This is a genomic window from Paenibacillus phocaeensis (genome assembly GCF_900021165.1).
GTDB lineage: Bacteria > Bacillota > Bacilli > Paenibacillales > Paenibacillaceae > Fontibacillus > Fontibacillus phocaensis.
In genome coordinates, this window is the sequence record NZ_FCOQ01000012.1 from 153,908 (window position 1) to 178,604 (window position 24,697).

At 54.2% G+C, this 24,697-nt stretch carries 26 protein-coding genes and 1 riboswitch; of the genes, 3 read left to right on the forward strand and 23 right to left on the reverse strand.

The genetic code is table 11. The annotated features are described in order from the left end of the window. Nucleotides 1-2: 2 nt before the first annotated feature. The 20 genes from BN3795_RS06175 to upp form a co-directional block, all read right to left on the reverse strand. On the reverse strand, nt 3-824 hold the full coding sequence (locus BN3795_RS06175) for a flagellar hook-basal body protein (protein WP_068783830.1): 822 nt from the start codon (nt 822-824) through the stop codon (nt 3-5). 31 nt (nt 825-855) lie between these two features. Beyond that, the gene (locus BN3795_RS06180; protein WP_068783831.1) at nt 856-1,767 is read right to left on the reverse strand and encodes a flagellar hook-basal body protein; all 912 of its coding nucleotides are present in this window, start codon (nt 1,765-1,767) and stop codon (nt 856-858) included. A gap of 76 nt (nt 1,768-1,843) precedes the next feature. Beyond that, entirely contained in the window at nt 1,844-2,842 is a 999-nt protein-coding gene (mreB, locus tag BN3795_RS06185; protein ID WP_068783832.1) for a rod shape-determining protein, read from the reverse strand. Between the two features lie 241 nt (nt 2,843-3,083). Further along, nucleotides 3,084-3,368 carry a sporulation transcriptional regulator SpoIIID gene (gene spoIIID, locus BN3795_RS06190; protein ID WP_009223751.1) on the reverse strand — a complete coding sequence of 95 codons (285 nt, stop codon included), beginning with the start codon at nt 3,366-3,368 and terminating at the stop codon, nt 3,084-3,086. 347 nt (nt 3,369-3,715) lie between these two features. Next, a complete protein-coding gene (locus tag BN3795_RS06195; RefSeq protein ID WP_068783833.1) occupies nt 3,716-4,462 on the reverse strand; it encodes a M23 family metallopeptidase in 747 nt (248 codons plus the stop codon). Between the two features lie 100 nt (nt 4,463-4,562). Continuing rightward, complete coding sequence (spoIID, locus tag BN3795_RS06200; RefSeq protein ID WP_068783834.1) at nt 4,563-5,489, reverse strand: stage II sporulation protein D; 927 nt, start codon at nt 5,487-5,489, stop codon at nt 4,563-4,565. Nucleotides 5,490-6,898: 1,409 nt separating this feature from the next. Next, nucleotides 6,899-8,242: a UDP-N-acetylglucosamine 1-carboxyvinyltransferase gene (gene murA / locus BN3795_RS06205; RefSeq protein WP_198524663.1), complete on the reverse strand. Its 1,344-nt coding sequence runs from the start codon at nt 8,240-8,242 to the stop codon at nt 6,899-6,901. Between the two features lie 286 nt (nt 8,243-8,528). Beyond that, nucleotides 8,529-8,780 (reverse strand): DUF1146 family protein, encoded by a 252-nt coding sequence (locus BN3795_RS06210; protein WP_068783836.1) that lies wholly within the window; start codon nt 8,778-8,780, stop codon nt 8,529-8,531. Between the two features lie 279 nt (nt 8,781-9,059). Then, nucleotides 9,060-9,479, reverse strand: a complete 420-nt coding sequence (locus tag BN3795_RS06215) for a F0F1 ATP synthase subunit epsilon (RefSeq protein WP_068783837.1) — start codon at nt 9,477-9,479, stop codon at nt 9,060-9,062. A 59-nt stretch (nt 9,480-9,538) separates the two neighbouring features. Then, a complete protein-coding gene (gene atpD, locus BN3795_RS06220) occupies nt 9,539-10,930 on the reverse strand; it encodes a F0F1 ATP synthase subunit beta (RefSeq protein WP_068783838.1) in 1,392 nt (463 codons plus the stop codon). 35 nt (nt 10,931-10,965) lie between these two features. Next, complete coding sequence (gene atpG, locus BN3795_RS06225; RefSeq protein WP_068783839.1) at nt 10,966-11,826, reverse strand: ATP synthase F1 subunit gamma; 861 nt, start codon at nt 11,824-11,826, stop codon at nt 10,966-10,968. Between the two features lie 374 nt (nt 11,827-12,200). Next, nucleotides 12,201-13,715, reverse strand: coding sequence for a F0F1 ATP synthase subunit alpha (atpA, locus tag BN3795_RS06230; protein WP_068783840.1), 1,515 nt, complete (start codon nt 13,713-13,715; stop codon nt 12,201-12,203). A gap of 15 nt (nt 13,716-13,730) precedes the next feature. After that, complete coding sequence (locus BN3795_RS06235) at nt 13,731-14,279, reverse strand: F0F1 ATP synthase subunit delta (RefSeq protein ID WP_068783841.1); 549 nt, start codon at nt 14,277-14,279, stop codon at nt 13,731-13,733. Next, nucleotides 14,276-14,764, reverse strand: a complete 489-nt coding sequence (gene atpF, locus BN3795_RS06240; protein ID WP_068783842.1) for a F0F1 ATP synthase subunit B — start codon at nt 14,762-14,764, stop codon at nt 14,276-14,278. The genes BN3795_RS06235 and atpF overlap by 4 nt, the downstream gene beginning before the upstream one ends. A gap of 115 nt (nt 14,765-14,879) precedes the next feature. Beyond that, nucleotides 14,880-15,104, reverse strand: a complete 225-nt coding sequence (gene atpE / locus BN3795_RS06245; RefSeq protein ID WP_068783843.1) for a F0F1 ATP synthase subunit C — start codon at nt 15,102-15,104, stop codon at nt 14,880-14,882. A gap of 123 nt (nt 15,105-15,227) precedes the next feature. Beyond that, entirely contained in the window at nt 15,228-16,049 is an 822-nt protein-coding gene (gene atpB, locus BN3795_RS06250; protein ID WP_068783844.1) for a F0F1 ATP synthase subunit A, read from the reverse strand. A 38-nt stretch (nt 16,050-16,087) separates the two neighbouring features. Continuing rightward, nucleotides 16,088-16,465, reverse strand: coding sequence for an ATP synthase subunit I (locus BN3795_RS06255; protein ID WP_232729859.1), 378 nt, complete (start codon nt 16,463-16,465; stop codon nt 16,088-16,090). Continuing rightward, entirely contained in the window at nt 16,455-16,697 is a 243-nt protein-coding gene (locus BN3795_RS06260; RefSeq protein WP_068783846.1) for an AtpZ/AtpI family protein, read from the reverse strand. Before BN3795_RS06260 ends, BN3795_RS06255 begins: the two co-directional genes overlap by 11 nt. A gap of 181 nt (nt 16,698-16,878) precedes the next feature. Continuing rightward, nucleotides 16,879-18,033 carry a non-hydrolyzing UDP-N-acetylglucosamine 2-epimerase gene (wecB, locus tag BN3795_RS06265; protein WP_068783847.1) on the reverse strand — a complete coding sequence of 385 codons (1,155 nt, stop codon included), beginning with the start codon at nt 18,031-18,033 and terminating at the stop codon, nt 16,879-16,881. Between the two features lie 599 nt (nt 18,034-18,632). Further along, a complete protein-coding gene (upp, locus tag BN3795_RS06270; protein ID WP_068783848.1) occupies nt 18,633-19,262 on the reverse strand; it encodes a uracil phosphoribosyltransferase in 630 nt (209 codons plus the stop codon). A gap of 283 nt (nt 19,263-19,545) precedes the next feature. Here upp and BN3795_RS06275 point away from each other — a divergent pair, with 283 nt between their 5' ends. From BN3795_RS06275 to BN3795_RS06285, 3 genes are all read left to right on the forward strand, one after another. Further along, the gene (locus BN3795_RS06275; protein WP_068783849.1) at nt 19,546-20,043 is read left to right on the forward strand and encodes an RrF2 family transcriptional regulator; all 498 of its coding nucleotides are present in this window, start codon (nt 19,546-19,548) and stop codon (nt 20,041-20,043) included. A gap of 61 nt (nt 20,044-20,104) precedes the next feature. Continuing rightward, nucleotides 20,105-21,022 (forward strand): NAD(P)/FAD-dependent oxidoreductase, encoded by a 918-nt coding sequence (locus BN3795_RS06280; RefSeq protein ID WP_068783850.1) that lies wholly within the window; start codon nt 20,105-20,107, stop codon nt 21,020-21,022. Next, the gene (locus BN3795_RS06285) at nt 21,019-21,792 is read left to right on the forward strand and encodes a class I SAM-dependent methyltransferase (protein ID WP_068783851.1); all 774 of its coding nucleotides are present in this window, start codon (nt 21,019-21,021) and stop codon (nt 21,790-21,792) included. Before BN3795_RS06280 ends, BN3795_RS06285 begins: the two co-directional genes overlap by 4 nt. Nucleotides 21,793-21,900: 108 nt before the next feature. Here the strand turns inward: BN3795_RS06285 and glyA are convergent, their stop codons facing one another. From glyA to BN3795_RS06300, 3 genes are all read right to left on the reverse strand, one after another. After that, entirely contained in the window at nt 21,901-23,148 is a 1,248-nt protein-coding gene (gene glyA / locus BN3795_RS06290) for a serine hydroxymethyltransferase (RefSeq protein WP_068783852.1), read from the reverse strand. Between the two features lie 31 nt (nt 23,149-23,179). Next, entirely contained in the window at nt 23,180-23,767 is a 588-nt protein-coding gene (locus BN3795_RS06295; protein WP_068783853.1) for a TIGR01440 family protein, read from the reverse strand. A 151-nt stretch (nt 23,768-23,918) separates the two neighbouring features. After that, a riboswitch (ZMP/ZTP riboswitch) is annotated at nt 23,919-24,001 on the reverse strand. A 47-nt stretch (nt 24,002-24,048) separates the two neighbouring features. Then, nucleotides 24,049-24,633 carry a low molecular weight protein arginine phosphatase gene (locus BN3795_RS06300; protein ID WP_068783854.1) on the reverse strand — a complete coding sequence of 195 codons (585 nt, stop codon included), beginning with the start codon at nt 24,631-24,633 and terminating at the stop codon, nt 24,049-24,051. Nucleotides 24,634-24,697: the final 64 nt, after the last annotated feature.

A 24,697-nucleotide genomic window follows, 5' to 3' on the forward strand; every position in this document is an offset into this window, starting at 1 on the left:
ACCTATCCGCGCAAGTTGTTGGCGAGGCCCATCATCGTTTCCCCGGACGTCAGCGCGCGAGCGGTCAACTGATAAGCTCGCTGCACCTGAATCATTTCGGTCATCGCTTCCGCTAAATCGACATTCGAAGCTTCCAGCGCCCCTTGGCGCAGGCTCGCCCGCCGTTCCTGCGGCAAGGTCAGTGAATCCACCATCGCCTGAGCCGGATCCACTCCCGCCGCCAAGACAAACAGGTTGCCATCCCTCTGAATCAACGCGTCCGGCCGTTCCGCCGTCAACAAAGCGATGCGTCCCGCTTCTGTCGTTCCTTCCCCGTTCGTCGCGAGAAGATTGCCTTCCGCATCAACACTGAGCTTGGCATCCGAAGCGAAGGTAATCGGTTCACCTTCGGCGTTCAAGACCACATAACCTTGCTTGTTCACCAAGAAGACCGTATCGGCATCATTCGGAACCGGTTGAATGTGGAAATCTCCGCCACGGGTATAAGCGACAACGCCATCCGGTGTCAATACGCTAAACATCGCGTCCCCTTCAATCGCCAAATCGGTTGGATTGCCGGTCTCTTTAATCGAGCCTTGCGTGTAATTCACCGTCACCTGTGACATTCTCGAACCGAAACCGAGGTTGAAGCCGGACGGCGACGCGCGGCCGGGCAAATTCAGATCGGAAGTCTGCTGCTGCACCCGGGTCAACGTATCTTCGAAATTGGATTGCTTGCGTTTGTACCCTACTGTATCCACATTGGCGATGTTATCCGCGAGCAGATCCAGACGTTGTTGAATTCCGCTCATTGAAACCATCGCGCTGATGATGGTGTTATTCATGCCGCACCTCCTGTTATGCCAACCGCGTCACTTACACGCGGCCGATTTCGTTCACCGCTTTATCTAAACTGCGATCATAATATTGAATCATTTTCTGATTCGATTCATAAGCCCGCTGTGCGGCCAGTAAATCGACCATCGATTGGGCAGCATCGACGTTGGATACCTCCAGATAGCCCTGGCGAACCTTCAACCCATTGAGATCCTGCGGATCTTGGAGATCCAAGGGCCGGACTCCTGCTGCCTCCGCATCAGCGACCCGGAAGACGCCGTTGCCTTCACGAATCAATTGATAAGGCCGTTCGACTACCGTAATCCCCAAAGCCCCCAAGTTCACCGGGGCGCCGAGGTTGTCCAGCGCCGTCAAATTCCCGGCCTCATCGCTGGTCAGCGTGTTCACAGCCAGACTCGGATTGAGGACAATCGCAGAGCCGGTGTCATCCAATACGCGATAACCGGAGGAGGTTCTCAGTTCACCTGCGGCATTAACGGAGAAGTTGCCGTCCCGCGTATAACGCACATTGCCCTCGTTATCCTCTACAGCGAAGAAGGCTTGCGGCCGGTAAATGACCTCGCCGTCCTCGGTGACGAACTTGCCCGAAGCGTCAAAAGCATAAGGTTGGTCCGTCGCCGGGTCGTTCAGGCTCAGCTGAGAGATCAAGGCGAAATCGGTCCCATTCCCGGTTTCCTTCAAATCCCCTTGCGTGAACGCGGGCAGACTCTCTTCCGCAAACACCCCGGTCACCAGCTTCCCGATCTGTGAAGCGGCTCCGGACGGCTTGTCTCCCATGAGGGAAATTAACATCTCCGGGAAAGAGTGCGCCACGGAATTGACCGACTTATAGCCCGGCGTATTGAGATTGGCGATATTCTGCGTGACCGTATCATGACGCCGCTGCTCGGCGATCATGCCGGATGCTGCAGTATAGAGTCCTCTTAGCATGGCCTTACCTCCAAATGCTATATATTCATGCCCTCACCCACCGGGCAGTATATTCCTACTTATTTATATCGGACGATCAGAACTTTCTTCTTAGCACCTTGTCCAAATTATCGAGCATGATGCCCGTTCCCTTCACGACACAATGCATCGGGTCTTCCGCGATCAGCACCGGTACGCGAAGCTCTTCGGCGAGAAGCTCGTCCAGTCCGTTCAGCAGAGCGCCTCCCCCGGTCAAAATCACACCGCGGTCGATAATGTCAGCGGACAATTCCGGCGGAGTGCGCTCCAGCACCGATTTGGCGGTGGCGACAATGGAAGAGACCGGATCGGCCAGCGCCTCCTGAATCTCATTCGCCGTAATCGTTACGGTCAACGGCAGCCCGGACACCATGTCCCTGCCGCGGATATCCATCTCGGCCACCCGTCCGTTCGGGTACACCGTTCCGATGCCGATCTTGATATCCTCCGCTGTCCGTTCGCCAATCAACAGCTTGTACTTCGTTTTAATATATTTAATAATGGCCGCGTCAAACTTGTCCCCGGCGACTTTAAGCGACGAAGCCGTGACGATGTCCCCCATGGAGAGCACCGCCACATCCGTCGTCCCGCCGCCGATATCGACAACCATGTTGCCGCTCGGTTCAAAAATATCCATGCCGGCTCCGATTGCGGCCGCTTTCGGTTCTTCTTCCATATACACTTCTTTGGCGCCGCTGTGTTCGGCGGCTTCGCGAATCGCTTTCTGCTCTACCGAGGTAATGTTCGTCGGCGCACAGATCAGAATTCTCGGGTGGCTGTACCAGCTTCTGCCGCCCACCCGATCGATAAAGTATTTCAGCATCGTTTCCGTAATTTCAAAATCGGCAATGACTCCGTCCCTCAGGGGACGAATTGCAGTGATATTTCCCGGCGTACGGCCGACCATCCGCCTCGCTTCCTCACCGACGGCCATTACACGTCTCCCGTCGCTGTCAATCGCGACTACGGAAGGTTCGTCAAGAACGACTCCCCTGCCCTTGACATGAATCAGCACATTGGCCGTGCCTAAATCAATCCCAATATCCTTGCCCATCATTCGATCCCCCAAAGCGTATTTTAGTAAATCACGGAAAGGACGCAGCGGCCTTACCCATGCAATATGGCAGAAGTGTCCCGCTAATCAAGATGCAGTCAATCGACAAAAGTCGTTGAATTTCGTAAAATTTCGGGATAAATGGATGAAATTCCACATCATCTTATACCATATTTAAAAATACCATACTTTAGGGGAATGATTCAATGATAATCGTTCGATGGGTGAACTAAATAATTACCCATTAATTAACGGAGCTAATCACCTCTCGTTTGGATTGACCTTTTTTCTTATACTTGATCTTGGTCGCTTCACCGCCGCGCAGGTGTCTGATCGATTTGTGATATTCGAGAATGTGCTTCACTTGATCCGCCAAATCCGGATTAATCTCCGGCAAACGTTCCGTTAAATCCTTGTGCACCGTGCTTTTGGAAACACCGAATTCCTTGGCGATGGTTCGAACGGTGTGCCGTGTCTCCACGATGCACCGCCCAATCTTTATCGTCCGTTCCTTGATGTAATCGTGCACGCTCCCGCCTCCCTCAACTCGAGATAGTTTGGTACATTATATGAGGGGCGGGCCTAGATATTCTTTGTTTCCAAGCCTGACAAGCCTGGGCGTCGGCTTTTATTTTACCTGCGGTCATCTAAAGCGAAGGCGCACGGGGCGGGACAAACCCTGACAGACTTCCCTTCCCTGCTCGCTAAGAAGGTCCTTTCCTCGCCGGATCCGTGCACCAACTACACTATCCCGATTCACCAGACCACAGCACAAAAAAACGGAGAGCTGCTCGCTCTCCGCTTGGCCTGTCGCACGTTCCGTTCCGATGTGGGAATCGGGTGACAGTTCCAATAAATGGGATGGATGGGTTACCTTCAGTTTTTCGGAAGCACGGTTTCCGGATTGACCAGCTCGCCGTTCTCATAAATTGCGAAATGGACATGGTTGTCGAGGTCCTTCTCCATTTCGTTGCGGCCGGCGCTGCCGATGGTATCGCCTTGCTTCACTTCGGCATCCTTCTTCACCTTCACTTCGCCCAAGCTTTCGTATACCGTCTTCAGGTTGTTCGCGTGGGTAATTTCCACGACATACCCGAGAAGCGGGACTTCTTCAACCCGCGTGACTTTCCCGCTCATGGCGGCCGTTACCTCGAAAGGCTTGCGGTCTTCACGGGCCAGGTCGATCCCGGTGTTTGGCGTAAACGTATCGTTGTACTGCACCAGGGCTGCTTGATGTTCTTCGGCTGTGCCTTCCTTCTCATAGAACGGCTTCACGACGGCAACATCGGCGATGTTCGCAACCGGCCAAGTGAGATCTTCGGAGGAGGCGATCACTTCGGTCGCATCTTCCTCTTTCGTTCCCTCTCCCGTTGCGGCTTCCTCTTCGCCGGACAGGTTTACGGTGTCGGTTACGCTGGCGGGGGTCGAGTCCAATGGCTTGTTGCTCGCATCTTGGTAGACCCACACTAAGGTTAGTATAATTGCCGCTGCCGCCACATACGCTGCCGGGTAAACCCATCTCTTCGACAATAATCTCTTCCACGCGGATACCGGCTTGACCGGCTCTCCCAATCCAATTTTAGGAGATTCCTCGTGGCCTGTTTTTTTCTGGTTTTCATTCATTTGCTCATCACCTCAGTAACCAGTGTTACCGGGGCGAACTCTTTTATACTTGGACTTTATACTTTTTTTTCAGAAAAAGAGAATGTCTGCTTTCAATCGGCTATTTGATAAAATGAGAGGCCTGTTGAAACGAGATTCCCGTGTAGTAGTGTTTGAGAATTTGCGTGGCTGTGTATCCTTCCTTCGCCATTCCGTTCGCCCCCCACTGACTCATGCCAACCCCGTGGCCGTAGCCGTAGGTGGTGATCTTCACGGTATCGCCGGTCACCGCCAGCGTGAATTGGCTGGAGCGAAGGTTCAGCTTCTCCCGGACCTCGCGGCCCGTGTAGACCTGATCTCCGATGCGAATTTCTTTGACCCGGCGGCCGGTGGTCCAGGAGAGGGTCTTGAACAGCTTGCCGGCACTTAGCTTCGTCGCTTCCTTTGCACGATTATCCCCTTGGTTCAGGTCGGCCAATGCCGTCTGCACGGGTTCCGGCACCTTCTGCCCCAGCTTGCTGTACAGCTGGGCCAGCGGCATCTCCACAGTCTCGCGGTTTTTCGGGTTGATCGCGGCTTCCCATGGACTGGGCACGCTGCGCAGGTAAGGGATTTTCAGCGACCAGTATTCCTCGGAATTCTCCGTATAACCTCCGCTGGAGGAGAAGAAGGAGGCGGTAATTGGCTGTCCGCGAAACGTCATAACGATCCCTTCCGTTTGCTGAACCGCCTGGCGCAGCTTCTCCAACTGTGCCCCCTTCCCCCGGCTTGGCCACTCTTCCAAATCCGCGCGGGACAGATAGACTTGATGCTCGACGGTATCGTTCACGTCGGCTTTGCCGTCCGCGGTGCCTCCAGTATCTCCGGCCGCCAGCCGCCGGACGATGAAGGTGCGCGCCGCGATGGCCTGCGCTTTCAGGGCCGCGAGCTCGAAGTCCGCCGGCATCTCGGCGGCGATGACGCCGGTGACATACTGCTCGAGCGGCACGGTCTCGACCTCGCCGGTGCGCGTGAGGTAGNACTCTTCTCGTTCTTCCCCGCTCCAGATCTTCCGCTCCCTACATCTACACTCTTCTCACTCTTCCCTACTCCAGATCTTCCGCTCCCTACTTCTACACTCTTCTCACTCTTCCCCTCTCCGGATCTTCCGCTCCCTGCACTCTCGTACTTCCCATCCTTCGCTGCTATTCTCCCATAGCCTGTACTCACAGGCTCCCCGGTCTTTCTCGTTATCCTGCTCTCGTCCCCCGCACCCGTTTGCCTCCCACTCTTCTCAGCTACAGTTCTCCCGTATCCCACATATCCCCCACTTGCACCGTTCTCCGCGACATTTCTTCCTGCACCTATACTTGCGGTCTTTCCAGCGCCTTCCTTCCCGCTTTCCTCGCCGCTTGCCCCCAACGTTCTCTCCTGTATCCCGCGAACCCCCGTGACGCTCACGGGAGCCGATCCAGCGGCTGCTTTGTTCTCTACCTTCTCCATCGGTCGGGGAGCCGTCTTCCTGCTTGTCCGCGGACTGCCGGTTTCAGGCTGATCGCGCTTCTCCTCTCGGCGAGGCACCACATTTATTTTTAAGATCTGCGATTGCTCCTGCATGGGTTCCTATCCCTCCGCCTCTATTCGTGCTGCCATTCGTCAGCGAGCTAGCAACCTAGCTTCTCTCTCCTTATATCGTTTGCCCGCTATACTTATAGATATGAGTTTTGGCGAAATGCTAGAACCCGTTTTCTTCCATTCCGCCCAACGAAAAAAACGTCGGACGGCGTTTTCAATCGGCTGCTTCTTCTACGCTTGAACGAGGCAAGGCAAATTGTTGAAATTCCTGCAACATTTCGGGGTTTATTTAGCCCCAATCTGCAATAATGTTGAATAATGTGCAACATTTTAAGCTGATTTATGCCTCGAGCGGCTAAATTGTTGACCTTTTTACAACATTTCCACCGCAGACGCTCCGAACCTGGTCCACTTGTTGCCTAAAATGCAACATTTCGTCCCGGACCGGCCCAAGAGGTCAGTACAGCAGACTAAGTAGAACAGCAGAGCAGCAGAGCAGTCCCTTCGCAACAAAAAAAGACCCGGTCTCCCGGATCCTTCGCTTCTTCCTTATCCCGGCGCATTGGCCTTATTCAGTAACGGCGCCGTCTACTTATAGGTTTCCGCCCCATTCCTTCATCTTAATAATGATGGGAATCTCCAGCTCGTGCAGTTACAGCCTCAACATCCGTTGGGTGATCGCAGATCAAATCCGCCGGAACTCGTTAAAAATCGAAGGGGCCCATGACCGAACCGCCTTCGTCGTTGGGACAAACGCCGTAGACGCTTATTGCGATCGCGCAGGGTTCCGGATTCCTCCTCCCATCTGCTAGCCTGCGAGAGATAGCACAAGCAGCCTGTAGATATGAAAAAAAACCACGCCACCGGCATGGTTTTCCTCCGCGCTCCTATTCTTCTCGATCCTTATGCCCAGGAAGGCTGGATTTTCAACATCGGGATTTCCTCTTTGAGGCTGGCCGGAATCTTCTCGGTCTCCGCTACGGTCTCTTCGACCGAAATCCGCCAAATGTCCGCGCCCAAGCCGGACAGCTTCTCGGTCAAGTTCACGTATCCCCGGTCGATATGATGCGTACCGCTGACTTCCGTCGTCCCATCGGCCACCAGGCCGGCCAAGATCAGAGCCGCTCCGGCACGAAGGTCGGTGGCGCATACCTTAGCCCCGCTGAGCTTGCTGCTCCCGGAGACGATCGCACTGCGTCCTTCCACCTTAATGTCGGCATTCATCAATCGGAACTGATCCACATGCATGAAGCGGTTCTCGAAGACCGTTTCAGTAATGACACTGGTTCCTTCCGATACCAGCAGCAAGGCCATCATCTGCGACTGCATATCGGTGGGGAAGCCCGGATAAGGCAGGGTTTTCACGTCCACAGCCTTCAGCGGTTTGTCTGCGATTACGCGCACGCCGTTCTCTTGAGCTTCGACCGTTACGCCCATTTCCTCCAGCTTGGAGATCACCGGTCCCAAATGATCGGCAATGGCTCCTTCGACAAATACGTTTCCACCGGTGATCGCGGCAGCAACCATAAACGTACCGGCCTCGATCCGATCCGGAATCACCGTATGCTCGCAGCCGTGCAACTGCTCAACGCCTTCGATCCGGATCATGCCGGTTCCCGCCCCGCGGACAACAGCGCCCATACCGTTCAAGTAGTTCGCCAAGTCCACGATCTCCGGCTCTTTGGCTGCATTTTCAATAATGGTCGTGCCTTCCGCCAAAGTCGCAGCCATCATGATGTTCTCCGTCGCGCCAACACTGGCCACGTCTAAATAAATCTTCGCTCCGCGGAGGCGACCGTTCGATTTGGCTTCGATAAATCCGTGGCCCAGGGTAATCTCGGCACCCATCGCTTCGAAGCCCTTCAAGTGCTGGTCAATCGGTCTGGTCCCGATCGCGCAGCCCCCCGGCAGGGAAATCCGGGTGAAACCCATCCGTGTCAACAACGGACCCATGACAAGAAAAGACGCCCGCATCTTTCGCACCCATTCATAAGGCGCTTCGCAAGAAGCGATATGCCGCGCATCGACCGTAATGACTTCCCGGTCATAGGTAACGGTTGCTCCCAGCGATTCCAAGACTTTATTAATGGTCATTACATCGTCAAGAGGCGGTGCATCACGAATAATGCTGACTCCTTCTTCACCCAATAAAGACGCTGCAATGATCGGTAGCACTGAATTTTTAGCACCGCTGACTTTTACGTTCCCGGCCAAAACCTTGCCACCGCGGACGATAAATTTGCTCATCATGGTTCCCTCCGCGCGTTCATTTTCACTTTTTTCCCGATTTGGAAAAAGAATAACCTGTTCATTCCCTAAATTTCATCATATCACCGGTCATTTAAGGCACACAAGGCTCTAATCCTGTCGAAAAAGCGTGTTTTGGCGCAGAAATCGCCTCTTGCCCTGTTCATGGACATGCTCTCGAGTCGTAGTCCTTACTCACCATTGTTGACACAATGAATTGATGTTATTCGACAATTTACTTCCTGATCTTTGTACCTTCCAACCCCGCAAACCCTCTTACGCTTGATCAGAACATATACTTCAACATTTGGGTATATCCCCAATATTCCAAGACAAATGCGGCTACAGCACGGCCCAATACCACCGCCAGCAGCAGCTGCAACAATTTGCCTTGCGGTCCCTTGGGGTGGCGGATGAATAAATCCAGCTTCAAGTTCTGCAGCGCCCACCATGACATCGCCACGCATGCCAAGGAGACGAGGATGGCTGTCAAGCCGCCCACTCCAACCGAAGCCGCTACCTGGTCGACCGGATTCATAACGATATCCTCCATCACGTTTATATTTATGCAGCAAGTACCTAAACGGTTAATCTTTACCTGGATCCGTCTTGCTCCAAGCTCCACAACACGTATTATATATCGGTAATAAACTTGTAAAAATATAGACCTTCTATATCATACTTGCCATCGCAGCAATAATCCAGCTTTTCTTTGCCTTGCAAAGGCTTCCAAATCCATCTATTAGCTAAATATCATTCTCACGTCATTCTGAAAGAAAAACAGGCACCCTATAGAGGTGCCCGTTATCTCGCAATTCTAATGCTTATTGCGGTTGTTGCTGGATACGTTGATCCGCGTAACCGCCCGTTGCAGCGCCAACTCCGCGCGGCGGTGATCGACACGGTCCTGGTTGCTGCGAGCCGCCAACCGGCGCTCCGCACGCTCACGGGCCGCAATCGCCCGCTCCAGGTCGATCTCTTCCGGCAGCTCTGCGCTTTCGGCAAGCACGATCACCTTATCGCCCTGCACTTCGATGAATCCGCCGTGTACGGCGATCGTCGTCGTTTCCTTGCCGGTTTTCGCAACCACTGGAGCAACTTGCAGCGGGGTGACGAGCGGGATGTGGCCCTGCAAGATGCCAAGCTCCCCCTCAAGTCCGCGGACGGTCAGACTGTCCACCTCTTTCGAGTACACCACATGCTCCGGCGTTACGATTTCCAATAAAAAGCTGCTCAAGTTTATCCCTCCTGTTCGTGGGACAGTTCATTTCTGAAGCATCCGGATACGGCTTGGATTTACAGCGTCTTTGCCTTCTCGACGGCTTCTTCGATCGTTCCTACGAACAGGAACGCGGCTTCCGGAAGGTCGTCGTGCTTGCCGTCCAGAATTTCCTTGAAGCTGCGGACCGTTTCGGCGACCGGCACGTATTTGCCCGGGATCCCCGTGAACTGCTCCGCCACGTTAAATGGCTGCGACAGGAAACGTTCGATCTTCCGGGCGCGGGCCACCAGCGTTTTATCGTCGTCGGACAATTCATCCATACCGAGGATGGCGATGATATCCTGCAATTCTTTATAACGAGCCAAGATTTGTTTTACGCCTTGGGCTACGGCATAATGCTCTTCGCCCACGATTTCCGGCGTCAAAATCCGCGAGCTGGAAGCCAGCGGGTCCACGGCCGGGAAAATCCCTTTTTCGGAAATTTTCCGTTCCAAGTTCGTCGTTGCGTCCAAGTGAGCAAACGTCGTTGCCGGAGCCGGGTCCGTATAGTCATCCGCCGGCACGTAAATCGCTTGGATCGACGTAACGGAACCTTTCTTAGTGGAAGTGATCCGTTCTTGCAATTGACCCATTTCAGTCGCCAGCGTTGGCTGGTAACCTACCGCGGAAGGCATCCGTCCGAGCAAGGCGGATACTTCGGAGCCCGCTTGCGTGAACCGGAAGATGTTGTCGATAAAGAGCAATACGTCGCGGCCTTCCTGGTCGCGGAAATATTCAGCCATGGTCAGGCCTGTCAAGGCAACGCGCAAGCGTGCGCCCGGCGGCTCGTTCATTTGTCCGAACACCATCGCCGTCTTCTCGATAACGCCGGATTCCGTCATTTCCATGTACAGGTCGTTCCCTTCACGGGTACGTTCCCCTACGCCGGCAAATACGGAAATCCCGCCGTGTTCGTGAGCGATGTTCCGGATCAATTCCTGGATCGTAACGGTCTTCCCTACACCGGCACCGCCGAACAGACCGATTTTACCGCCTTTGGCATACGGCGCCAGCAGGTCGATTACCTTGATCCCGGTTTCCAGCATTTCCGCTTGCGTCGACAGTTCATCAAACTTCGGCGGTTCGCGGTGGATCGGATATTTCAGTTCGGTGGCAGCTTCGCCTTTCTTGTCGATCGGTTCGCCCAGCACGTTAAATACGCGGCTGAGCGTCGCTTCTCCAACCGGAACCGAAATCGGTGCACCCAGATCGATCGCTTCCGTACCGCGCACCAGGCCGTCCGTCGAGGCCATGGCGATACAGCGAACGAGGTTGTCGCCCAGATGATTGGAAGCTTCCAGAACCAGCGCAGACTGGCCGTCCTGCTTCTCAATTTTTATAGCGTTGAAGATTTCCGGCAGTTGACCGCGCCCAAACTCGATGTCAACAACCGGACCCATTACGCTGACAACGCGTCCTTTGTTCATCTTCGTTTCCCTCCTAATATTGCTGCCCGGAACGATCAGCCTTGTGCGTTTGCTCCGGCAACGATCTCCGTGATTTCTTGCGTAATCGCCGCTTGGCGAGCGCGGTTGTACGTCAGGGTTAGTTCATTGATCATCTTCGACGCGTTTTTCGTTGCGCTGCCCATGGCGGTCATTTTCGCGCCAAGCTCACTCGCTTTCCCGTCAAGAAGCGCGCCAAAGATCAACGTTTCGGCATATTTCGGAAGGAGCACTTCCAATACGCCTTCCGGTGAAGGTTCATACTCATAGCTGCTGGCCGGACCTTCGTGCTCCACGGAATCAAACGGAAGCAGGCGCTCCACGGTTGGCAGTTGGGTAATCGCATTGACGAACCGGTTATAGCAAACGTAAATTTCGTCGAATTGTTCGGTTTCGAAGCCTTGCACTGCTGCATAGGTCAACGATTTGATGTCGGCGAATCTCGGCGAATCCGAAAGCTCGGTCACCTCTTGTACCACCGGATAATTGCGGCGTTTCAAATAATCTCTGCCTTTGCGGCCGATTACGAACAGCTCGTATTCCGAGGATGAGGCGTGGCGGGAACGGAGCAGATCCGTCACTTTCCGCAGAATATTCGCGTTATAACCGCCGACCAACCCGCCGTCGGATGTGATCACGATATAAGCGGTCCGCTTCACCGGACGCGTCACGAGCATCGGATGGCTGACGCCTTGGGAGGCAGCCGCGATGCTGGAGACGACCTCCTTCAGCTTCTCTGCATAAGGACGGGAGGCTTGCGCTCTCTCCTGCGCTTTACGCAGCTTGGCGGAAGCAACCATTTCCATCGCCTTGGTGATTTGCCGGGTGTTCTGAACGCTTTTGATCTGACGCTTGATTTCGCGCATCCCTTTTGCCATGATTTCACCACCTTAAAGTTTTGGCAGAGCCAAAACTAGCTTCGTAAGCATTTGCTTAACTTTGGCGTGGCCAAGTTACTTCGAGAAAGTTTGATCGAGATGACAGTGAGTGATAAGGGCTGCGAAAGTGAAATGTTCTTACGATCGCTGTTGCTCGCAGATTTCTTGAATTGATCAATTCAAATATAGTAGAAATCTGCTCACAAAGGCGAACGCTTCGCTTCTTCAGAATCATTTACACCCTCTTGCCTGACACTCACGTTAATGAGATCAACCTTTTATCGCACTAACAATTGGCATCCCCAAAGTATTTTTACACACAGGCGTAAACCGGCGTTGCGCTTCGTCAAAGCCGGTTTGTGCCGCAAGAACTTTTATGCCGTAGTCGCGAAACCGCGCTTGAATTGCTCGATCACTTCTTTCAGCTTCGCTTCGTTGTCTGCCGTCAGATCCTTCGTGTCGCGGATCGATTGCAGCACGTCGTTATGCTGATTTTGGATAAAGGATAGGAATTCCGCTTCGAAGCGGCGAACGTCGGCCAAAGGAATATCGTCCAGGTAACCTTTCACCGCCGTGTACAAGCTGACCACTTGCAGTTCGACAGCCAGCGGCTGGTTGACGCCTTGCTTCAGGATTTCCATCATCCGCGAACCGCGGGTCAACCGGGCTTGCGTCGATTTGTCCAGGTCGGAACCGAACTGGGAGAACGCTTGAAGCTCGCGATATTGAGCCAGGTCCAGACGCAGGGTACCGGCGACTTTCTTCATCGCCTTGATTTGCGCGGAACCGCCGACCCGGGATACCGAGATCCCTACGTTAACCGCCGGGCGTTGACCGGAGTAGAACAGGTCGGACTCCAGGAAGATTTGTCCGTCGGTAATCGAAATGACGTTCGTCGGAATGTAGGCCGATACGTCGGAAGCTTGCGTTTCGATAAACGGAAGCGCCGTGATCGAACCGCCGCCGAGCTCATCGCTCAATTTAGCTGCACGTTCCAGCAGACGGGAGTGCAGGTAGAAGACGTCGCCCGGGAACGCCTCGCGGCCTGGCGGACGGCGAAGCAGCAAGGACAATTCGCGGTAAGCCGCAGCTTGCTTCGACAAGTCATCATAGATGATCAAGACATGTTCGCCTTTGTACATGAAGTACTCGGCCATCGCTACACCGGCATAAGGCGCGATGTAGAGGAGCGGAGACGGTTCCGATGCGGAAGCCGAAACCACGATCGTGTAATCCAACGCGCCGTGGCGGCGAAGGGTTTCCACTACGTTAACAACGGTGGATTGCTTTTGTCCGATGGCAACATAGATACATTTCACGCCGTTGCCTTTTTGGTTGATGATCGTGTCGATGGCAATCGCCGTTTTACCGGTTTGACGGTCACCGATGATCAATTCCCGTTGGCCGCGGCCGATTGGAACCATCGAGTCGATCGCTTTGATCCCGGTTTGCATCGGCTCATGCACCGATTTCCGGTCGATAACGCCCGGAGCGTTATTTTCGACTGGACGGAATTCCGTCGTTTCGATCGGTCCTTTGCCGTCGATTGCTTGACCCAGCGGGTTCACAACGCGGCCCAGCATCGCCTCGCCTACCGGAACCTGCATGATTTGGCCGGTCCGTTTCACTTGATCGCCTTCGCGGATTTCGCTGTAAGGGCCGAGGATTACGACACCGACATTGCTTTCTTCCAAGTTAAGGGCAAGACCAAAAACGCCGTTTTCAAACTCGAGCAGCTCGTTCGCCATGGCGTTCTCTAGTCCGTGGACACGGGCGATACCGTCACCAACTTGAATAACGGTGCCTACTTCGGCCACTTCGATTTCCGATTTATATTGTTCGATCTGACTTTTAATCAGTGTACTGATCTCTTCAGGTCTGATACTCAAGTGTTTCACCCCTATCTACAGTGCTTGTCTTCGAAAAGACTTTTCGAGCCGTTCCAGTTTCCCGGCCAAGCTTCCATCGTACAACGTATCGCCGATCCGCACTTTCATTCCGCCGAGCAGCGATGGTTCGATCACATTCTCGACCCGAATCTTCTTGTTCACGAGTGCGCCGAACTCCGCAGCAACCTGCTGCTTCTCGTCCTCGTTCAGCGGGTAAGTGGTCGTAACCACGGCATTCGCAAGCCCCAACGCTTCGCTGGAAATGCTCACGTAAGCGTCCACCAGATCCGGTAAGAGCCCGATTCTTCCGCGTTCCACCAGGAGCTTCACCGTCGAAACCACGGGTTTGGACAGTTTGCCTTCAATCGCGCGGGAAATGGCTTCCCATTTCGCAGCTTCCGTAATCTTCGGCGAGTCAATGAAATGCTCAATGTCATCCCCTGACTGAAAAGCTGCCGCCAGTGCCTTCAGTTCTTCTTCGACCTCCAGCGTCCGGGCTTCCGCCGCGGCGATTTCATACAGCGCTTTGGCATACCGTTTTGCGGCTACGGTCTCGCGGCTCATGAGCGGCCACCGACCTCTTTAAGATACTTGTCGACCAATTCGCCTTGAACGCCTTCTTCGCTGACTTCCTTCTCGATCAGCTTGGACGCGATCTTCACCGATACCGCGCCAACTTCGCTGCGGAGCTGTTCCACAGCGCGGTTCTTCTCGTTCTGAATGTCGCGTACTGCTTCATCCTTCAAGCGGGAAGCTTCGTCCTTGGCTTGCTCCAGCATTTGAGCAGCTTGCTTGGTACTCGTTTGCTTGGATTGTTCGATAATGTCATACGCCTCTTTGCGCGCTTGCTGGAGAGCCGCTTTTTGCTCCTCCACAAAGGCAGTCGCCTGCTCGCGAGTCTGCGCCGCTTCGCTCAGCTGCTGCTGCACGAGTTCACGGCGTTTTTCCATCACGGCAAACAACGGACCGAAAGCGTATTTGTTCAATAAGAAGTATAAAATCCCGATCGCGATCAACGCGATGACGGTGTTTTCCCATACGATTTCCAAACTTAAGTCACTCCTTTCCGAAGCCTATCCGCATATAGCGTATCGCCCACTCCGGGCTAAAAAGAAGGCGTGGACGGCTGTGGCCTTCCCCGCCAGTTCTTTTCTAGAAATCTTATTAAGCCTGACCAAAGAACATGAATGCCAGGACGACGCCGATGATCGGAAGTACCTCGATCAAACCGACCCCGATAAACATCGTCGTTTGCAGAGTAGACTTCGCTTCAGGTTGACGCGCAATCCCTTCGACCGTTTTGCTGATAACCATACCGTTACCCAGCGCTGCGCCGAACGCGCCCAAACCTGCTACGATAGCTGCTGCCAAATATGCCATTGCTCCCATTGTGTATATCCTCCTTAAATGTAAAATCAAATTTTTATAGTTCAGTCAGGTTGAAGATGTTCTCCAATCCGTAACTTGAAACTTAAGTAATCTTTGAAGCTAGGGCTCTACGAGCTCGCCCGTTTAATGCTCTTCCTCGTGAGTTTCGAGGTTCTGCGAGATGTACACCATCATCAAGATGACAAAGACAAACGCCTGGATCGCGCCGACGAAAATACTGAACCCGTCCCAGACCATCAGCAGCGGAACGGAGAAGATCGCACCGACCACGCTGGCTTTGGCTAAAGTCATAATCGTGGAGATCAGCACCTCGCCCGCGAAGATATTCGCGTAAAGACGGACGCCGTGCGTCAGCAGCTTCGACAGCTGTTCAATCAGGTTAATCGGTAGGAAGAACGGATAGGGCTGAATATAGTGCTTGAAATAGTTTTTCGTATTCCTTACCATCCCCAGACCATGGGATAACACGAACACCAGCAAGGCCAGACCCATCGTTACGCTGAGATCCGCTGTTGGCGATTTCCACCAAGCCACCTCGGCGTGAGCTTCCTCACCCGGGTGCTTCTCGTGCTCTTCCGCAAGAACCTTGGTCACCGAAGTAATTTCCTGACCGAAAACCGTTGCTTTTGCCGGATCATGATACTCAGTAACGACCCCAAACAACAACCCTAGCATATTTGCGACAAAAATAAACATAATCATCGTCATGGCCAGGGAGAGAAAAGGTTTCCCTTTCTTCAGATCCATGGTGCTCGAGATCAAGTTCTGAACGAACTCCGTCGCCCATTCCATGAAATTCTGCAGCTTACCGGGGTTCTCTACCGATAGATTCCGAGTCGCTAGACGCGCAATGACGAACACAATGGTGCAGGTCACTACCAGCATCAAGATGATGGACAGGTCTAAACGCAGGCCGCCCAATTCTATGACCGGAGCTTCATGCATGTTTTCTCACCCCCATTCCAAGTTGAAATGTTTCCAGCCTAAGGCTTACGAGAAAAACGAATGCCTATAAAAAGAAGAAAAAATTGCGCAAAAACCAGACTGCCGGCAACCGCATACACGTTAAGGTATTGCGGATATTTCAGAGCGGCAAATACCGCTAGAACCGCCAGGGCTGCACGGGTCAGAAACCCCATGTTCAACCGCTTTGAACCGCCGTTTACCGCGGCATCCAGCACCTGCCGGACCTTGCGGCCCAAGTAAACCGCGTTAATCCAGCTTACTGCCGAGCCGAGCGCGATGCCAAGCATAATGCTTTGAATTTCCGGCAATAAAGCGCCTCCGACAAAACACAGGGCCAAGAAACCTAGGGTTCCGGCTGTCAAAGCACGGCTGTATTTCGACAGCTCATCCATCATTTCCCCCCACAACCGACTTAATTAGCGCAACGATGCCCAAGATTCCCGCTGCAATGCCGATCAGAACGCCCAAGCCAATGCCCAGGCCATTCTTGAACCACAGCTTATCCATCCAGGTGCCCAGGAAATAACCTCCTACAGCGCACACGGCAAAGTTCGTTCCTAAAGCGGTTACCACAGCAACAGCCTTCCATACGCCGTTGTTTTTACCAGGTTTTGTTGGGTCTACCATTTCATTCACCCTAATAATCCCAATTTATTTTACTAATTGTGAAGAGATATTGTCAATTGAGGTTTTTTAGTGATTTAAAGCTTTGAAATGCCAAATATGCCCTTGCAATCCTGAGTAAAACGCATACAGCGTACAGTAATACTGTATACTTTTTTAGGCTCATGATCAAAACAAATTTTCGTTAGTTTGTGAACTTTCTGTGAAATTCCTCCGGACGCTCGTTCAAAAATCCGAAATGGTGACAAATCGCATTGACAATTCTTTGCGATGCCTTTCCATCGCCATACGGATTTGCCGCCCGGCTCATTGTTTCATATAAGTTCTGATCTGTGAGCAGCGCCTTTGTCCGTTCATAAACCATCTCCTCATCTGTGCCAACCAATTCCAGCGTCCCCGCTTCGATTCCTTCGGGACGTTCCGTCGTATCGCGAAGCACGAGCACCGGAACGCCAAAAGAAGGCGCTTCTTCCTGCAAACCGCCCGAATCCGTAAGTATCAAATGCGTATGTGGATAGAAGTTGTGCAGATCCACCACATCCAAAGGATCGATAAGTTTAATACGAGGATGATCCCCCAAAGTTTCGTATGCCGGTTCCCTTACCGCAGGGCTGGGATGGACCGGATAGACGATGGCAACCTCCTCGAATTCATCAGCGATTCTTCTTACGGCCCGGAAGATGTTCAAGTGCGGCTCGCCTTGCGATTCGCGGCGGTGCGCCGTCATGAGAATAAGCCGCTTTCCAGCGGCCCAGTCCAGCACAGAATTTGTATAATTCGGCTGTACTGTATATTGAAACACATCCGTTACCGTGTTGCCTGTGACATATATAGTTGACTCCGGCTTATTTTCTTTCCTCAAATTCCCAGCCGACCACTCCGTTGGAGCAAAATGCAGGTCCGCCAAAACGCCGGTTAACTGCCGGTTCATCTCTTCCGGGTAAGGGGAGAGCTTGTTCCAAGTCCGCAGTCCGGCCTCGACATGCCCCACCTTGATTTGCTGCAGGAATGCGGCATAACTCGCCAGAAACGTGGTCAATGTATCGCCATGCACCAGCACAATATCCGGCTTGGCCTCCTTGAGGACGCCCTCCAGTCCTTGAAGGACTCGGATCGTAATTTCGTTCAGCGTCTGATTTGGCTTCATGACATCCAGATCATAATCCGGAACGATCTTGAAGACGTCCAGCACCTGATCCAGCATTTCGCGGTGCTGCGCCGTCACGCACACGATCGATTCGATCTGCTCGGGATGCTTCTGCAGTTCGAGAATCAACGGCGCCATCTTAATCGCTTCGGGTCTGACGCCGAAGATGGTCATTACTTTAATCTTCCCCACCCTACTCAATCCCTTCCTTTATAGAGGTTGTTTTAAAATCGGCTTCCCATCGCGATGTTGGATCAGGGATGCGGACTCGACATCGAATCTTGAATTCAGCCGGTCGCTCCGTTGCTCACGTAGCTTCCAGCTACGCTCCGCTACTCCCTCCCTAGCTTCATCCAACCTTCTCGGCGCTGAAAACCCGATTTTAAAACTTCGATTGTAATGCTACTTCTAAAAATCAGCTTCCCATCGCGTTGCGAGTTCTGACATGTGACTCGCGACGTCGAGTCTTGAATTCAGCCGGTCGCTCCGATGGCTAACGGAACTAGATGACCTTATTCGGGCCAAAACACGGGGTTTCTCGTTCTAACGGAACTAGGGGACCTTATTTGCCGCAAAACAACGCTGCGTTCTTGCTAAAAGGACAAATAAGAGCTCTGAGTTCCGTTAGACTAATAAAACGCGAGATTTGCTCGCAATAAGGGCCCTGAGTTCCGTTAGAGCGGCCTCCAACCTGTAGAAAGGCTCCGAACTACGGTAAGAAGGGCTCCAAACTGCAAGAAAGGCCCCCCAAGCGCGAACGCCTCCTACAGTAATCATCGCCCGTACCTTGTTTACTTCGTACCGTACAACCGGTCGCCGGCATCGCCCAGCCCCGGGATGATGTAGCCATGCTCATTCAGGTGGCTGTCCAACGCGGCTACGTAGATGTCTACGTCAGGATGTACATCATGCACCGCTTTAACGCCTTCCGGCGCAGCGATCAGGTTCATCATCTTGATCTGAGTGCAGCCGCGGTTCTTCAAAGCGGTAATGGCCGCAATTGCGGACCCCCCGGTCGCCAGCATCGGGTCGATCACAATCAACTCACGCTCCTGCACGTCCGTAGGCAGCTTGATGTAATACTCCACCGGCTGCAGCGTATCCGGATCCCGGAACAAGCCGACATGTCCAACCTTGGCCGCCGGAAGCAGCTTCAATACACCGTCCAGCATTCCCAGCCCCGCACGAAGGATCGGAATCAGCCCCAACATCCGCCCGGAAATCACCTTTGATTCGGCTTCGGCTACCGGCGTTTGCACTTTGATCGACTCGAGCGGAATGTCCCGCGTAATTTCATAGGCCATCAGCGTCGCCACTTCATCTACCAGTTCACGAAAATCCTTCGTGTTAGTCCGCATATCGCGGATAAAGGTCAGTTTGTGTTGAATCAAAGGGTGATCACATACCACCAGTTTTCCCATATTTCGTCGTCCCTCCGCTTTTATTGCTAAGTCTTTACTTGCTCTCTCGTTCCCATTCTTCGAACGTTCCACAAATCTTGTCTATTATATCATTCCAAGTTGGCATTTTCATCCTCGCCGGAACATGTTGCAAAGCCGTCAAAAAGATGCCTTCTCCCCCCCTTTATATATGAAGCAACAAATTGCCCCGCTCCCCGCCTCCCTCTAAACGCCTTGACAATCTGGATACCCGTTTATTATTATGGATACATCAAGTCCATAATTAACAAAGGAGGGAGCGGCCCTGCAATATTCCAAAAGCACCGATTACGCGCTGCACGCCCTCATTCACCTGGCAGGGGCGGATCGCCACCAGAACGTCGGCATCAAATCATTGTCCGCGACCCTGGGTGTTTCAGAGAGCTACCTCTCCAAAATCATGTCCAAACTGCGGCAAGACGGAATCGTCCGCGCGGTGCCGGGGGTGAACGGCGGATATGAGCTGGCTCGACCGGCAGATCAAATTACGTTCCTTGACGTGATCCAAGTCATCGAAGGCCGTCAGCACCTGTTCGAATGTTCGAATATGGAGTCGAAACAGCATCAACTGCTTACCGAAGAAGATCACAGTGACCGTTGCCAAGACGATCAGGATCAGGATACTGAGCGATGCGTATGCCTCGTCAAACAGGTCATGGACGGCGCCGAGCAGCAATTAAATCGTTACCTGCAAGAGCATACCATCCAGACGGTGGTGGAGGCAGCCGTCGCTGCCGGAAAATTCCCCGCATACAAGAAGTGATTCGATGTCGCTTCTTGCATTCCAATTATGGATATTACAGATCCACGGAGGTGTAGGTTAGATGAATGAAACTATTTATGATGCCGTGATTATCGGGGGCGGACCCGCTGGCTTAAATGCCGCCCTCATGTTAGGCAGAGCTCGAAAGAAGGCGGTGGTCATTGACGAAGGCCGCCCTCGCAACGCGGTAACTCGAGAGGCCCACGGATTTCTGACGCGTGACGGGATTCCCCCGGGGGAACTGCGGCAGATTGCAAAAGAACAAATCGCCCGCTATCCCGGCATTGCTTTTGTCGAAGAGGCTGCCCAATCGGTTGCCGGGACGGACGGTCATTTCCACGTCACAACCGCCGGAGGCTCCATTTTCCGCAGCAAGAAGCTGCTGTTTGCCGTCGGCATGAAGGATCAGCCGCTGAATGTCCCCGGCCTTTCGGACGTTTATGGCAAAAGTGCCTTCGTCTGTCCGTACTGCGACGGCTGGGAATTACGCGACGAGCCTTTGGTGATTATTTCAAAAGGGGCGGATGCCCTGCATTTCATCCCGCTGATCGCGGGCTGGACGAACCGCTTCACCTTATGCACGAATGGCCCCGACGGGCTGACCGAAGCGGATCGCGAGGAACTGCGGCAGCATGGCGTCCCACTCTTTGACGCACCCATCCGCAGCATTGAATCGGAACAAGGGATGGTGCGACAAGTTGTTCTCGAGGATGGGACTGCGATTTCGTGCAGGGGGATCTTTTTCCGGCCGGACCTGGTGCTCGGCTCCCCCCTCCCGCAAACCTTAGGCTGCCAGGTAAGTGAAGCCGGAACGATTCTCGTAGATGAGTTCGGGAGAACGACCGTGCCGGGTGTCTTTAGCGCCGGAGACGCCATAACAATGCGGCATCAGGCCATCGCCGCTGCCGCCTCGGGAGCCATGACGGCCGCGGCGCTGAACAACGAACTGAATATAGAAGCATGGCGGAATCAGGGATGAATCACGCTCAAGACAGCTTGAACCCAACCGCGCGCCCAGGTTCTCACGATCATCCGGCCGCAGGCACCCGAGCGGGCGAGGATCTGTTATCCTGGCTGCAGCCCAAGCCGGGGGAACGTATTCTTGACCTCGGCTGCGGAAACGGAGACCTAACCGCAGCCATCGCCGCTGCCGGTGCGATCCCTACGGGAATCGACGCATCGGAGGACACGATCCACCGGGCCAGGGAGAGACACCCCAGCCTGGATCTTCAAATCGCAGATGCGCGGCGGTACCGCAGCGACGTGCGTTTTGACGCTGTATTTTCCCATGCCGTCTTGCATTGGATTCCGGAGCCGCCCGCCGTTGCCGAAACGATTCATCAAGCCTTGCGAACAGGCGGACGCTTGGTGGCCGAATTTGCCGGGAAAGGCAATGTCGCCGCATTAACCGGGGCGATTGAGCAGGTGCTGAAAGCGCATGGATCTCCCTGGGAAGGGCGAAATCCGTGGTATCACCCCAGTATCGGCGAATACGCCGGCCTGCTGGAACGAACCGGCTTCCGCGTCACCTCTGCCCGGCATTTTGACCTTCCCACCCCGCTGAAGGGGGAAGAGGGCTTGCGGAAGTGGCTGGACAGCTTCGCCGGGTATTTCTTCCCTGAATTCGTCCAGTCCGACAGGGCGGCCTTGTATGACGAGGTAATAAGGCTCGCAGAACCCGCGTTATATAAGGAAGGGCAATGGATGCTGGATACCAGCCGACTGCGAGTGATGGCAATCAAACTTTAAGCAAGGCAATTCCAATACAGCTGGCCTGCAACGCCAAAAAAGCCGAGAGCATTCAGCCCCGGCTTTTTTTGGGATCAACGTCCAATGAGGAACGTCTGCGTCAATGGATTAATATTTCAGGTTCGGATACAGCGGATAACGGTCGGTCAGCGCGGATACCTGCTTGCGGCTTTGGTCCAGCAGCGCTTCGTCCTTCGGCGATTTCAGCACGACGGCGATAATGCGGCCGATTTCCTTCATCGCTTCCTCATCCATGCCACGCGAAGTAGCAGCCGGCGTACCGATCCGGATCCCGCTGGTGACGAACGGGCTGGTCGGGTCAAACGGAATCGCATTTTTGTTGACCGTGATGCCGATCGAATCCAGCACATGTTCAGCGTCCTTGCCCGTGATGTTCAGGTTGCGCGTGTCCACCAGCATCAGGTGGTTATCCGTTCCGCCCGACACGATGTTCAAGCCTTCGGAAATCAGCGTTTCCGCCAGGACCTTAGCGTTCTTCACGACATTTTCCGCATAGGTTTTAAAAGAAGGCTGAAGCGCTTCGCCCAAAGCTACCGCTTTGGAAGCGATGACGTGCATCAGCGGACCGCCTTGCGTGCCCGGGAATACCGCTTTGTCGATCGCAGCGGCCCATGGCTGTTTGCACAGAATCATCCCGCCGCGCGGACCGCGCAGCGTCTTGTGCGTTGTGGTCGTCACAAAATGAGCGTGCGGCACCGGGTTCGGATGCAGCCCTGCTGCCACGAGGCCGGCGATATGCGCCATGTCGACCATGAAGAGCGCACCCACGTCATTTGCAATGGAAGCCAGCTTCTCGAAATCGATAATCCGCGGATATGCACTTGCTCCAGCCACAATCAGGCGTGGGCGATGCTTGAACGCCGCTTTGCGCACCTCGTCGTAATCGATCAGGAACGTGTCTTCCTGTACGCCGTACGCCACGAAATTATAGAACAGACCGGAAGCGTTGACCGGGCTGCCGTGGGTCAAGTGGCCGCCGTGCGCCAGGTTCATCCCCAGCACGGTGTCGCCGGGTTTGAGGGCAGCCAGGTAAACGGCCAGGTTCGCTTGCGCACCGGAATGCGGCTGTACGTTGGCATGCTCGGCGCCGAATAATTCCTTTGCCCGATCGCGGGCGATGTTTTCCACGATATCTACGCGTTCGCAGCCGCCATAATATCGTTTGCCCGGGTAACCTTCGGCGTATTTGTTCGTGAGTACGGAGCCCATCGCCTCCATGACCGCTTCGCTGACGATGTTCTCGGAAGCGATCAGCTCAATGTTGTTGCGCTGACGCTTCAGCTCCAGATTCATGGCCTCCAGCACGGCTGGATCTTGGTTTCTCAAATTTTCCATCTTCCGTCATCCTCCTTATAATAAACTTCCCCTATGAATCGCAAAACGTGGAATCCGATTCCGGCGGAAGCACGTACACCGCCCGTTCCCCGCCGATCAGCTTCGGACGGGTTGTCGCCGCTGTCACACGGGCCTGCCCAACCTGGCGCAGCGACGGACGATACGGCACCGCCACCCGGCGCAAATGCATGCCGATCAGCGTTTCACCGATATCGATCCCGGCGTGGGCTTCAAGCATTTCGGCAAGGCACGGGTCCGACAAGCGGCGGTAGGCCGCCGCAGCCATCGATCCGCCGGCCCTCGGCACCGGCACCGCAGCCACCTCCGTCAACGAAAGACGCTCCAGCACCGCCCGTTCAATGACGAGCGCACGGTTCAGATGCTCGCAACATTGAAACGCTACGTCGAAGCCGTATTTGGCCCGAACCTGCTCCACCCCGGCCCACAGCTCGGCCGCGATGTCTTCGGCTCCGCCCGTGCCAATTCGTTTGCCTGCCACTTCGCTGGTACTGGCCCCGACGACCAGCAGCTTCCCTGGGCCCAGCTTGGCGGCAGCGGCCACTTCCTCCGCAATCGTCGCCACCTGAGTCCGAATCAATTCGAGCTCTTCCTGCTCCATCTGATGCCTGCTCCTTTCTCTGCAAACCAAGAACATACAGCCAAGTCTGTCCTTATTATAACAGAGAACCGCACACCGCAAACGGAATACCCTCCGCCTTGCCAATGACCACCCAACAAAAAAAGAGCATAACGCAACTTACGCGCGTCGTGCTCTTTGCCCAGGCGACCGGCCGTATTCTCCGATGCTCCATCGTGGTTTGATCCACTCTTGTCGCCAGTTACATCGGAACGAAACTTCTGCTCTTAGAATAAAACATCAGCGAAGCAAATGCAACAGGTTTAATGCCCTTCGCCGCGCTCCAGCTTGGCGATCAGCTTCTCCAGCGCCGCCCCGATCTCCGCCGCAGCCCGGTCATAGTCCGCCCGCGAACCGCCAAACGGATCGGAGATGTCGTAGACCGGCAACCGCCGCTGCAGCTCATCCAGCCGGCGCTGCTGCTCCGCAGACCATTCGCTGCCCAGCGCCCGGGCCAACTCCCGGTCCGCCGCGAGGCGCCAAAATTCCTCAAGATTGGCCAGAATCGCAGCGTCGTCTTCGACGTACTCTTTTAAGGTAAATATTTTATCGGCTGTCCCCGGAAACGAATGAATCACCTGGCGCTTGTGCCCTTGCGTCAACGTCAGAATCAAATCGGCCCAATCTGCCAATTCGGCATGTAAAGGGGTGGATTCAAAGGCGTCCGTAATCCCCCGGTCCCGCAGAACGGCTCCCGCATGGTGGGAGATGGAGTTGCCTTTCATGGCGGCCACACCGGCCGAACGAACCTCCACATCCAGCCCCCGGTCTCGTGCCAGCTTGCGCAGCATGCCTTCGGCCATCGGGCTGCGACAGGTATTTCCGGTACAAACAAACAAGATGCGCATGCCCTATCACCTCCAGGTTTAGCAGGAAAGCTTCTCCCGCGTATGGACCTTTATTTTATCACGA